10 protein-coding genes are annotated in these 12,435 nt (G+C 53.9%); 6 read left to right on the forward strand and 4 right to left on the reverse strand.

Annotated elements, in window-relative coordinates; all coding sequences use genetic code 11:
* Positions 1-674: 674 nt before the first annotated feature.
* Complete coding sequence (locus KI367_RS26020; RefSeq protein ID WP_036713377.1) at positions 675-1,316, reverse strand: NAD(P)-dependent oxidoreductase; 642 nt, start codon at positions 1,314-1,316, stop codon at positions 675-677.
* 191 nt (positions 1,317-1,507) lie between these two features.
* Here KI367_RS26020 and KI367_RS26025 point away from each other — a divergent pair, with 191 nt between their 5' ends.
* Complete coding sequence (locus KI367_RS26025) at positions 1,508-1,960, forward strand: Rrf2 family transcriptional regulator (protein ID WP_036713379.1); 453 nt, start codon at positions 1,508-1,510, stop codon at positions 1,958-1,960.
* A gap of 114 nt (positions 1,961-2,074) precedes the next feature.
* Here the strand turns inward: KI367_RS26025 and KI367_RS26030 are convergent, their stop codons facing one another.
* Entirely contained in the window at positions 2,075-2,995 is a 921-nt protein-coding gene (locus tag KI367_RS26030; protein ID WP_246537326.1) for a hypothetical protein, read from the reverse strand.
* A 158-nt stretch (positions 2,996-3,153) separates the two neighbouring features.
* A complete protein-coding gene (locus tag KI367_RS26035; protein WP_246537328.1) occupies positions 3,154-3,981 on the reverse strand; it encodes an AraC family transcriptional regulator in 828 nt (275 codons plus the stop codon).
* 159 nt (positions 3,982-4,140) lie between these two features.
* Here KI367_RS26035 and KI367_RS26040 point away from each other — a divergent pair, with 159 nt between their 5' ends.
* The 5 genes from KI367_RS26040 to KI367_RS26060 all read left to right on the forward strand — a co-directional run bounded on the left by KI367_RS26040 (position 4,141) and on the right by KI367_RS26060 (position 9,343).
* Positions 4,141-5,304, forward strand: coding sequence for a Gfo/Idh/MocA family protein (locus tag KI367_RS26040; protein WP_036713381.1), 1,164 nt, complete (start codon positions 4,141-4,143; stop codon positions 5,302-5,304).
* A gap of 24 nt (positions 5,305-5,328) precedes the next feature.
* The gene (locus tag KI367_RS26045; protein ID WP_036713384.1) at positions 5,329-6,177 is read left to right on the forward strand and encodes a sugar phosphate isomerase/epimerase family protein; all 849 of its coding nucleotides are present in this window, start codon (positions 5,329-5,331) and stop codon (positions 6,175-6,177) included.
* Positions 6,178-6,181: 4 nt separating this feature from the next.
* Complete coding sequence (locus KI367_RS26050) at positions 6,182-7,261, forward strand: Gfo/Idh/MocA family protein (protein WP_036713386.1); 1,080 nt, start codon at positions 6,182-6,184, stop codon at positions 7,259-7,261.
* Between the two features lie 45 nt (positions 7,262-7,306).
* On the forward strand, positions 7,307-8,353 hold the full coding sequence (locus KI367_RS26055) for a Gfo/Idh/MocA family protein (protein WP_036713420.1): 1,047 nt from the start codon (positions 7,307-7,309) through the stop codon (positions 8,351-8,353).
* A 228-nt stretch (positions 8,354-8,581) separates the two neighbouring features.
* Positions 8,582-9,343: an SGNH/GDSL hydrolase family protein gene (locus tag KI367_RS26060; protein WP_052147211.1), complete on the forward strand. Its 762-nt coding sequence runs from the start codon at positions 8,582-8,584 to the stop codon at positions 9,341-9,343.
* A gap of 186 nt (positions 9,344-9,529) precedes the next feature.
* Here KI367_RS26060 and KI367_RS26065 read toward each other — a convergent pair whose 3' ends face one another.
* Positions 9,530-11,989: a glycogen/starch/alpha-glucan phosphorylase gene (locus KI367_RS26065; RefSeq protein WP_212953088.1), complete on the reverse strand. Its 2,460-nt coding sequence runs from the start codon at positions 11,987-11,989 to the stop codon at positions 9,530-9,532.
* Between the last annotated feature and the right edge of the window lie 446 nt (positions 11,990-12,435).

The following is a 12,435-nucleotide window of genomic DNA, read 5'->3' on the forward strand; positions in this document are numbered from 1 at the left end:
TAGGCACGCCGCCAGCGTTCGTCCTGAGCCAGGATCAAACTCTCCAAGAAAGATGAATCATTCGTCGGCTTTGCAGCGACGGGTGATTCATCGAAAGGTCGAACTTCGTTCGACCGACGATTGAAAACGGGTCAAACTCGGCTGAGTCGATCATTTTCAATCTGTATCTTCGAAAGAGCTCTTAGCTCATTTTGAATCTGACGAGAAATAATGAATTTTTCGATTGAGCAAAGCCTAATCGGAAATTTCATTATATTAATTCTCATTTATGCTCGACCACCGATCCGGACAGTCGTCACGAACCCGATGATCTCGCGTTTCGGTTTCGTTGCCGAAACCTCATATCTCACTCGTTGTTCAGTTTTCAAAGATCAAACTTTTCGTTTTCCTCGCCGCCGTTGTGTTCAGCAGCAACTCTTATATAATATCACGTTCTTTTTAAGATTGCAAGAACTTTTTTTGAAGTTCTTTTTTTGATTTCTTGGCCCTGCCTTCGTTTCCGTCGGCCGGATTTATAATGTACCATGGATTCAACGCCTGCGGCAAGCAGAAAAATTTTACAATTCGAATCTATTGTCGCTTCTTCTTTTCAATAGATGAAAGAAGTCTGCCGAGCCGCTTATGCTCAGGCAGACCCGCTCTCCTCAACTTAAATCGATTTTATTCGTTCTATATTATAGATGCTCGGCTACGACCGTAAACCGTTCATTGATATGCTTCGGATTTTCGATCTCGTCCAGCACGGCGATCGCATAGTCTGCATAGCTAATGTAGCTTTCGCCCTTGGAATTCACAAGCAGATGGTCTTTTCCCGTTTTGTAAGAGCCCGTTCTTTTTCCTTCCGCATCAAAAAATGCCGATGGGCTGAGGAATGTCCACGTGATCCCTTCCGATTGCTGCAGGTCCTCCAGGTTTTTCCCCTGATTGGATGCCGTCGGATAGTAAATGCTCGGGAAGTCCGGCGTATCCATCACTTTTAATGTTTTGGCTTCGTCGGCAAATAAGCTTCCGGCCCCGCCAACGACAAACAACTTCGTATTCGGTGCCCCTTTCAAAGCGTCGATGAGCGCTCTTCCCGCTTCCACGTGCAGATGCTCGCTGCCCGGTGGGGCCGAAAAAGCGTTCACCACGACGTCGAACGGCTGCAAATCGGCTGCCGACAAATCAAACAAATCTTTTTCGATGACCGAAGCATATCCGCCTTGCAGCTTGGATGCGTTTCTTACGATGGCCGTTACTTCATGTCCTCGCTTGGCGGCCTCTTGGGCGATCAGTTTGCCTGCTTTCCCGCTGGCTCCGATGACTGCGATTTTCATAATATGTCTTCCTCCCGTATGGTATCATTACCTGTAATCGAATATATTACATGTAATTATTTTAGTTACAACTTAACGCTTTGTCAACCGTCACATTTTGAGCGTATTTTCCATCCGGAGCTTTACTTGTAACGATAGTATGGTCATGTTATAAATGATTATATTCGTTAAGGAAGAAAGAAGGGGTCAAGGTGTCCATCAGCAGCAGATTTTCCGTAGCGATACACATTTTGTGCTTGCTGGCCGTCAGCAAAGACAAGGCAACCAATACTTCCGAGTATATCGCCGCCAGCGTCAACACGAATCCCGTCGTGATCCGCAAAGTCATGAGCATGTTGAAAAGCGCCGGCCTCGTACACGTTCGTGCCGGGGTGGCCGGGGCCGAACTGGCCAAAGAACTGCCAAACATAACGCTTCTTGATGTATACAAGGCGGTGAACGTCGTGGCCGAAAACGATTTATTCAACTCCCATGAACACCCGAACCCGGAATGTATCGTCGGCCGCAATATCCAACAATCGTTGACCAAACAATTTTCGGCAGCCCAAAACGCAATGGAGCAATCGCTTGCCGGCGTTACCCTTGCCGAAGTCGTCGAAGATATTTTGGAGTCCGATAAAATGAGATCCTTAGAAAACGGATAGAGGCAGTCGCTTGAAATGCGGCAAACCCTGCGTAAACATAAAAACGAGGCCAATCCCCCATCGCGGAGGTTCGCCTCGTTTCTTCATTATTAGGGAAAAATAACGGATCAGACCTTATTGGGCGGAATTCTTCAGCAAAGGCTGCCAGGTAAGCCCTTCCCCGCAAATTTCGATGCGCAGATCCGAAATCTTTTTCAGCGCTTCTTCCCGCCGCTGTTCAAGAACGTCAACGGATTTGGCATGCAGCAGATCAAGCTCTTGCCGCGTAACCGCCGCCCTGTTCGCAATATCCTGCTTGCTTTTCGCGACAATGGCGTTCAGCCTTTCGGTCTGCTTCTTATAGATTTTCGCGTATTCCTGCTGGGCCTTCGTTTTGCTGATCTTGCCGTGGGAGTATTGATAAATCGGGCTGCCGTAAAAGTTTTTGCTTGAAGCGTGCTTCAGCCTCTGCATCGGACTGTCGTAATAGTTTTCATTGACCGCCTTGCTGTATTTGAATGCCGCGCTGTCCAGATAGTTGGGATTGATCGCCTTACTGTATCTCCACGTTTTGCTGTCGATGAAATTTTCGTTCAGCGCCTTGTTGTAGACCCACATGGTGCTGTCCCGGTAATTGCGGTTGGCCTCGGTGGCATAAAGGTTCATCGGGCTGCCCCGGAAATTCTGGTTAATGTATCTGTCATAGGTTCTCAGGGCTGAAGTTTTACTCCGGTCATCCCCGTATTTTTCCATCAACTCGTTATAGTCCGCTTCCAGCTTCTCGTCCCATTGCTTCAGATCCGACAGTACCTTGGCTTCGAGCTCGGTCATGGTCGCCGTGTATTGGGTCAAATACTGATTATAGCTGGCATCGATCTGCTCCTGATAGTTTTTATAGGAAGAGGTCACTTTCTGGTTATAGGCCTTGTAATCGGCCAGCACCTTGTTGATCCACTTGGAATCGGCCGCGCTGGCCGAACCGGCAGGGACAATCATGACCAAGGCAACCGCCAGGCTTAAAACCGTCAGCAGAGGTTTGACGATGGCGCGTTTCATTCGCATCTCACCTTTCGTTTGTTTTAGGGGCGTAAACCATCCATATCTTACCCAATCAAGGGATACCTTCCAATACGCGTTTTGCAAAAACTTACTTTGGAACCATGAAATCGATACTTAGGTAAGGAAACTCCGCTTCGCATCAAAGCAAGCCGATTTCAACGAATGCAGGCCCGGTAGGCCGAAGGCGATAGGCCCGTATAACCTTTGAACTGCCGCGAAAAATAGGCCAGCTGCATGCCGATCTGGTCGGCGATGTCCGAAATGGCGGTATCGGTGTAGGTCAGCAGCCTTTTGGCTTCCTCCATCCGTTTGCGCTGCACGTAATGCATCGGCGTGACGCCCATGATTTTTTTGAAATAAGGGATGAAATAGTTCGGATGCAAATGTACGATTTCCGCCAACTGTTCGATTTCCATCGGTTCATGCAAATGCGTTTGGATATAGCTTAATACGTTTCCGAGCTTGCTCCGTTCCGTCTGCTGCATAAATTTTTTCCAAAAATCGGTGTATCCCCCGTCCTCCAGGCAGCACGCCAGCATCGTCAGCAAGCAGGACTGTGTTCGCAGCACGGCAAAAGGCCCTCCCCGATGGAAAAGCTCCACCAACTCTTGAAAAGTCCGTTCGATAAAAGCAGGGTCGCGGGCGTCGCAAATATACAGGCTGCCGTCCGCCGGAAAAAGGGGCCATTCCCCCACCTGGGCGTCAAAATGGCAAAAATAGCGCGAATACGGATCTTCCTGATCGGTCAGTGCCATCTGATTCGTGCCCGCCGGCATGATCATCATCTGATTGGGTTTCGGTTCGTATTTGACCCCGTTGAGCGTGACCGACCCCCGCCCTTCCGCGATAAAATAGAGCCGGTGAAACGACGGGGCGATTTCCGTCCGGTTCCATCCGGGAAACCCTTTTCGGTATTGGGCGTAGCTGATGTTCAACGTCAATCCTTCCGGCATTCTTCCGGCCATGTCCGGCGCGAGTTCCACGAGCGCATTCCCCCTTTTCTTCTCCCTTATTGTACCATTGGCCATTTATCCAAAACACCTTAATTTTGTGCAAAACACTCTTAATTCAGGTCATTCTCATCTTTTCGGATTCGGGCTAAGCTTAGGGGGAATAGCAGAGAGAAAGGGTGAAATTCCGGCATGGAAAAGGTTCGCTATGGCATTATCGGAATTGGAAATATGGGCGTCTCTCATGCCCAAAACCTGTGCGGGGAAATTCGCGGCGCCGAACTCACGGCCGTCTGCGACACGAATCCCGAAAGACTGAAATGGGCGAAGGAGCATTTGCCGGCGTCTGTGCAACTGTATGATACGCCGGAGGCGTTTTGGGCTTCCAAGGCGATGGATGCCGTACTGATCGCGGTCCCGCATTACGACCATCCAGGGATGGCCATTCAGGCGTTTGAAAACGGTTACCATGTGCTGGTGGAAAAACCGGCAGGCGTGTATACGAAAGCGGTAAGGGAAATGAACGACGCCGCGGCGAAAAGCGGCAAGCAATTCGGCATCATGTACAATCAGCGCACGAACCCGCTCTACATCAAACTCCGCGACCTCATCCAATCCGGCGAGCTCGGCGAAGTCCGCAGAACGAACTGGATCATCACGAACTGGTACCGCTCGCAAAGCTACTACGATTCCGGCGGCTGGCGCGCCACTTGGGCCGGCGAAGGCGGCGGCGTGCTGCTGAACCAGGACCCCCATCAGCTGGATCTATGGCAGTGGACCACCGGCATGATGCCAAAACGGGTCCGGGCATTTTGCCATTTCGGCAAATACCGCAACATTGAAGTCGAAGACGACGTGACCGCTTACGTCGAATACGAGAACGGAGCCACGGGCGTGTTTGTGACCACCGTCGGGGAAAGCCCCGGCACGAACCGTTTCGAAATCAGCGGCGACAACGGCAAAATCGTCATCGAAAACGATAAATTGACCTTCTGGCGCCTGCGCGTCCCCGAACCGGAGTTTAACCGCAACTATAAGGGCGGGTTCGGACAGCCGGAATGCTGGGTATGCGATATCCCGGTAGCCGGCGGCGGCGGACCGCAGCATAAGGGCATTTTGCAAAACTTCACGAATGCGCTCCTGCATGGCGAAAAGCTGCTTGCCCCCGGCGAAGAAGGCATTCTCGGCTTGACCATTTCGAACGCGATGCACCTGTCCGCCTGGACCGACGATTGGGTCGATCTGCCGCTGGACGAGGACCTTTTTTACGAAAAGCTTCAGGAAAAAATAGCGAATTCCACGTTCCGCAAAGATCCGTCCGCAGCCGCGGTATTGGACGTCAAAGGAACGCATTGATCCCTTGCGAGGAGGCATGAACCCATGAAACTTTCCGTATTTACCGTAGCCACCCCGGACCTGACGCCCGAAGAGCTGGTTCAAGCCGCCAAAGAAGCCGGACTTCACGGCGTCGAATGGCGATTCAAGGAAGTGCCGAAAGCCATAGCCGGAGAGCAGCCTTCCTTCTGGGGAAACAACCTGTGCTCCATCGATCCGTCGCTCCCGGAACCGGAAATGCTGAAATTCAAGGAAGTAACCGAGGCCGAAGGACTCGAGGTCGTGAGCGTAACCCCCTACTTGAACGAAATGAAGCTCGACGAAACGGAACATGCCTTCCATACGGCCCGCCTGCTCGGGGCAAGCATGATCCGGATCGGCGTAGCCCCTTACAATAAGACGTTATCCTACCCGGATTTGTACGAAAAAAACGTGAGCTACTTAAAAGAAGCCGAACGGCTCGCGAAGCAATACGGCGTCAAAGGCGTCGTCGAAACGCATCACGGGACGATCGCGCCAAGCGCCGGACTGGCGCATCGCCTGGTCAGCCACTGCGACCCGGACTATATCGGCGTGCTGCTTGATCCGGGCAACATGGTGCACGAAGGTTTCGAGCATTACCGCATGGGCATGCAGCTGCTGGGTCCCTACCTTGCGCATGTGCATGTCAAAAACGCGCGTTTCGTGCAGGACGGCAGCCGCGAGGACGGAACCGCCAAATGGCGCTCCGAGTGGGCTCCGCTCCGGGACGGCATCATCGATTTTGCCGCGTTCGTGGAGGACTTGAAAAGCGTTGGATACGACGGATACCTCGGCATCGAGGACTTCAGCGGACAATACCCCTCCCGCGAGCTGCTGAAGCAGTTCGGCGAATTTATGCGCGAAAGGATGTAAACGAATGACAGCTTCGAAGCAGGACGGAATGAACTACGCTCCGCAGGGCAAACCGAACCATGTCGTTCAGCCCGGCGAATTCGCGTTCGCGGCGGCCGCGCTGGACCACGGCCATATTCACGGCATGAGCAAAGGGCTCATCGAAGCCGGGGCGGCCTTGAAATGGGTGTACGACCGGGACTATGCCAAAGCCGAAAGTTTCGCCTCCAAGTTTCCCGGGGCCAAAGCCGTGGACAGCCTCGAGCGGATTTTGGAAGATCCCGAAGTGCGCCTGGTCGCGGCGGCGGCCGTGCCATCCGAACGCTGCGCGCTTGGGCTGCGGGTCATGGATGCGGGCAAAGACTACTTCACGGACAAAACGCCGTTTACGTCATTGGAGCAGCTGGAGGCGGCCCGGGCAAAAGTCCGGGAAACCGGCCAAAAATATATGGTGTATTACAGCGAGCGCCTTCACGTCGAATCCGCCGTATATGCGGGACAGCTGATCCGCGAAGGCGCAATCGGCCGCGTGCTGCAGGTCACCGGGTTCGGCCCGCATCGCCTGAGCGCGTCCTCCCGTCCGGATTGGTTTTTCCAAAAAGACAAATACGGCGGCATATTATGCGACATCGGCAGCCATCAAATCGAGCAGTTCCTTTTTTATACCGGAAACAAAGACGCGAAAGTGCTGCACAGCAAAGTGGCCAATTACAACCATCCGGACTATCCGGAGCTTGAGGATTACGGCGACGCCACGCTGGTAGGAGAGAACGGGGCCACCCAATATTTCCGGGTCGACTGGTTTACGCCGGACGGGCTCGGCACATGGGGCGACGGCAGAACGTTTATCCTCGGCACGGACGGGTACATCGAGCTGCGAAAATACATCGACATCGCCAGGGATTCGGCCGGGGACCATGTATATTTGGTCAATAAAGACGGGGAACGCCGCTTCGACGTGAACGGGCAGGTCGGCTATCCGTTTTTCGGCGAGCTCATCCTCGACTGCCTGAACCGGACCGAACATGCGATGACGCAGGAGCATGCCTTTAAGGCTGCGGAATTATGCCTGAAGGCGCAGGAAATGGCCGTCCGCATTTCGTAATGCAAGGCGGCCATGCCAAATTTCAACGGACAGGACGGGATCGTCATGCAAAAGTTAGGAGCAGCCATCATCGGCTGCGGGGCCATCCATCCCCTTCATGCCGGCTCGATTGCGGAACTGGAAGACGCCGAACTGCGGGTCGTCATCGACGCCGATCCGGAGAAAGCCCAAGGGGCGGCAAGCCGTTACGGATGCGAAGCCGCCACGGATTACAAAGTGCTGCTTGAACGGGAAGACATCCAAATCGTTCACCTGTGCACCCCCCATCATCTGCACGCCGAGATGGCGCTTGAACTGTTCGCGGCCGGCAAACACGTCCTGACGGAAAAACCGATCGCGGAAAATGCCGCGGCCGCCCAAGCCATGATCGAAGCAGCGAAAAAAAACCGGCGCCAGCTGGGCGTTTCGTTCCAAAACCGTTATAATGACGCTTCGCGGATCATCCATGAACATATCGTCTCCGGCGAGCTGGGCCGGCTGGTCTGCATGAAAGGCATCGTCACCTGGCATCGCGGCCGTGCCTACTACGAAAGCGGAGCGTGGCGAGGCAAATGGAGCACCGAAGGCGGCGGGATGCTGATCAACCAGGCCATCCATACCCTTGATTTGCTGCAATGGTTCGGGGGTGAAATCACCTCGGTCAAAGGGAGCGTGACATGCGATACGCTGGAGGATGCCGTCGAGGTGGAAGATTCCGCGCATGCCTGCATCGATTTCGTTAGCGGCGCCAGGGCGTTGTTTTACGGAACGAACGGATACGGCGCCGATTCGCCCGTGGAGCTGGAGGTCGTATTCGAGCATGGCGTGTTAACCCAGCGCCGGGATTCGCTGTACTTATGGAAAGACGGCAGGGAAACGCTTCTAAGCGAGCCGCCCCGATCGAACTTCGGAGGCAAATCGTATTGGGGGCCGAGCCACCGGAAGCTGATTGCCGACTTTTACGCGCATGTCCGGGAGGATCGTCCGTTCTGGATTAACGGGGAGGAAGGCATCAAGGCGCTGCATCTGATCGAAGCGCTGTACGAACGGACCCGGAGCGGCCAAGGGCTGCGGTTTCCTCCGGCAAACGCCGTGCTGACGAAATCACAGTAAAATTTATGTTATGCCACGGAAAAGCTCCTGCATCGATCCTTGCATTCCCGAACTTACGGGCTGCGGCGATCCGATGCAGGAGCTTCCTTTTTTAAGCCGGAGGCCGATGATTCCCCGAAGGGATGCAGGCAGCTTGAGCCCTCGGCCGAACGCCGTTATTTGCTTTGCGGGAAGAAGCTGCATTACAATAGAAGTTATAAGAAATAATAGTGGAAACGGGGTGATGCTGTGAGCGGTTTTCAACATGAATTCGGAAATGACGGCGCCAAATACATCGTATCCGGAGATTCCATCTCCAAAGGCGTCATTTATGACGAGGTTCGCAACAAATACGTGATTTTGGAGGACAACTACGTCTCGCTGCTCCAAAACAAGCTGAAAGGCGCGGTCCGCAATACCGCAAGATTCGGAAATACGCTGCTCAAGGGTATTAGCAACCTGAAAAGGGATGTCATGAAGGAAAAGCCGAACATCGTGCTGATCGAATACGGCGGGAACGATTGCGATTATAACTGGAACGAAATTGCGAAAGACCCCGGCCGCGAGCATCACCCGAAAACGGATTTCCATACGTTCGAAAAGGTGCTGATGGAAACGGTCAACGACCTGAAAAGCCAGCAGATCATCCCGATTCTGATGAGCCTGCCTCCGCTGAACGCGGACAATTACTTCAAATGGGTCACCCAAAACGATCCGGAAGCGCAGCAAAACGTCCTGAAATGGCTCGGCAGCGTCACGAAAATCTATTGGTGGCAGGAGCGCTACAATTCGACGATTCTCAAAGTGTCCGAGCTGACCAAAACAAAATTGATCGACGTGCGCGGCGCATTTCTCCAGCAACCCGACTTCACGAAGTTCCTCTGCTCCGACGGCATTCATCCGAACGAGGCGGGACACCGCATCATTTTCGACAAAGTGGTGGAGTTCGTCAAATCGAATTACCGGCATCTGCTGCGGGACGGCGGTACCAACGCCGCTTGCGAAGGATAATAAGCAGCATGCCCTACGAAAAAAATCCCCTCGGCGCGACCGGCGCCGGGCTGCAGCGGCCAAAACCTTGAACCGCGGTGCCCGTGCCGGCGTATGGAGGGGATTTTTGCCGCTTGCGAAGGGATTCCCGATTCCATGAGCCCCGATGAGGGTCTGGGCGTTAATGGGAAAACACGTTTGCAGCATTTACCTGATTTCGAACGCGTTTCGCACGGGATGGATCTTCCAGATTTCGGACGCGTAACGCTTGACAGTACAATCGCTGGAAAAATGCCCCGAGTGGGCGATATTGACGATCGATTTGGCTGCCCAGTCCTGCGCGTCCCAATACGCCCGTTCAACCGCGGCATGCGTATCGGCGTAATCCGCAAAATCGCGGAGCACGAAAAACTCGTCGTTATGGTCGAGAAGCGATTGGTAGATCACCTCGAATTCGCGGTCATGCCGGCAAAAAGGACCGGGAACGATCAAATCGTCCAGCACCCGTTTGACCCTTGGGTCGCGTTCATAGATTTCTCTCGCCCAGTATCCTCCATGCTTGTAATAATCCATGACTTCCTCCGAACGCAGGCCGAACAGGAACATGTTCTCCGCCCCGATGCGTTCATGCATTTCAACGTTGGCCCCGTCGAGCGTGCCGACCGTCAACGCCCCGTTCATCATGAATTTCATGTTGCCCGTGCCGGAAGCTTCTTTGCCTGCCGTCGATATTTGTTCGCTGACGTTGGCGGCGGGGATGATTTTCTCGGCGAGGGAAACCGAATAATTTTCGAGGAACACGACCTTCAGCCTGCCCTCCATTTGCGGATCCCGGTTGACGGTATCCATGACGGCATGGATCAGTTTGATGATGCATTTCGCCAAAAAATAGGCCGGCGCCGCCTTCGCGGCAAAAATAAACGTGCGGGGAAGGCGTTCGGCGGTCGGATCGTCTTTGATCGCATGATATAAATGCATGATGTGCAGCGCGTTCAGGAGCTGCCGCTTATATCCGTGAAGCCGTTTGACCTGTACGTCAAACAGCGACTCCGGATCGACGGCAATGCCCTGCTTCTGCCGGATTTCACCGGAAAGGCGCTGCTTGTTTCCATGTTTGATCCGGAGGATTTCTTCCCGGAACAACGAATCGTTTTTGAAACGTTCCAATTCCTGCAGCCGTTCGGGATTTTCGATCCAGCCGGTGCCGATGCCGTCGCAAACAAGGCGGCTGAGCTCCGGATTGGCATGCATCAGCCAGCGGCGGTGGGCGATGCCGTTCGTTTTGTTGTTGAACCGTTCCGGGAACAAGCCGTAAAAGGGTTTCATGACGTCGTTTTTCAACAGCTCCGTATGCAGCCGGGCCACGCCGTTCACGCTGTAGCTGCCGACGACGGCCAAATGGGCCATCTTCACCTGGCCGCTTTCGATGATGGCCATCCGGGAGACGAGGTCCTGCCTGCCCGGAAAACGTTCCAGCAGCATGCCGCAAAAACGTTTGTTGATTTCTTCGATGATCATGTACACGCGCGGCAGAAGCTCGCGCACCATGTTGACCGGCCATTTTTCCAGCGCTTCGCTCATCAGCGTATGATTCGTATACGACACGGTACGGATCGTCAGGCTCCACGCCTCATCCCAGCCGAACCCCTTCTCGTCGATCAAAATCCGCATCAGCTCCGGAATGACCAGCGTCGGATGCGTATCGTTGATATGGACGGCCACCTTCCGGGGAAGCTCGGAAAAAGGCAATCCCAGCTTCTCGAAGGTCCGCAGCACGCTTCTCAGTCCTGCCGAGCACAAAAAGTACTGCTGTTTCAGGCGAAGCAGCTTTCCCTCGTACCCCGAATCATCCGGATATAAAAATTCGGAGATGGATTCCACCGAACGATTATAGTCCAAAAATTGATAATATCCTTTATTCGCGGGACCGCTCTGGGCGCCGGACCGCAGGATGGCCGGATCGACCGCGGACTCGGCGCTCCACAGCCGGAGGGTGTTGACATGCGGGCTGCCGTAACCGATGACGGGGACGTCATAGGGCACCGCCCAAATTTTTTCGTCGCCGACCGTTTCGAACACGGTCCTGCCGTTTTTTTCGGACACCTCCACCCGTCCCCAAAAGCTGACCGGAACCCGCTTATCCTCCCGGCGTTCCTCCCATACATACCCTTTTTGCAGCCACGGATCGGGGAGCTCGACCTGGTGGCCGTCGACGATTTTTTGTTCAAACAAGCCGTATTTATAGCGGATGCCGCAGCCGTGGCCCGCATACCCCAAGGACGCGAGCGAATCGAGAAAACAGGCGGCGAGGCGTCCGAGCCCCCCGTTGCCGAGACCGGCATCCGGCTCCTGCTCCTCGATCGTTTCCAAATCCCAGCCCAGCTCCTTCAGTCCCTCGCGGACCGTGTCGTACATGCCCAGGTTCAGCAGATTGTTCCCGAGCAAGCGGCCAATGAGAAACTCCATCGAAAAATAATACATCTGCTTTTCCCGGTCCGCCTTATAGGCCTGATTCGTTTCGGCCCACTCGCGCCCGATGTTTTCGCGGATCAAATTTCCGAGTATTTTGTAAATGTCGCCTGCCGTCGCCTCCTCCATGCTTTTTCCCAAACGGCTAACCAATTGCTCCTTGAACGCAGTTTTGAAAAATTCCTTGTTGTCGAACAAAAGAAGTTCCTCCTGACGTTTAAGATTCGCGGATTTACAGCCAGCGTTACGGCGTTGTACGATCGCCGCCAAGCCTGTCGCGCCGCCGGCTAGAATCGTGAGGCACTCTGCCTGGATGCAAGCGATCCCGTTTACGACGGCTGAAGCAACGTTGGAGGAGAGCCGCTTTCGGCCATGCCCGGCCCGCAGGCTGCAGCCATATTCCCCAAGCAACTCCCACCTAATAAATATACGCCCAAGGGTGCCGGAGTGATATTCGTTAACCGTCATTCGGCTTGGTTTTTTGGAAGGATGGCCGCCTGCGGCAGCTTTAAGAAACAAAATCGAGTAGAAGGGGGCGGCAAACCCCCGTCCTCTCACACCACCGTACATGCGGGTCCGCATACGGCGGTTCCAAAAGGTTAACGAAGTTCCAAGTAACGAGAAAGCAAACTTTTCAGCCCTTT

Source organism: Paenibacillus cookii (genome assembly GCF_018333375.1).
In the GTDB taxonomy this organism is placed as follows: Bacteria; Bacillota; Bacilli; order Paenibacillales; family Paenibacillaceae; genus Paenibacillus_AQ; species Paenibacillus_AQ cookii.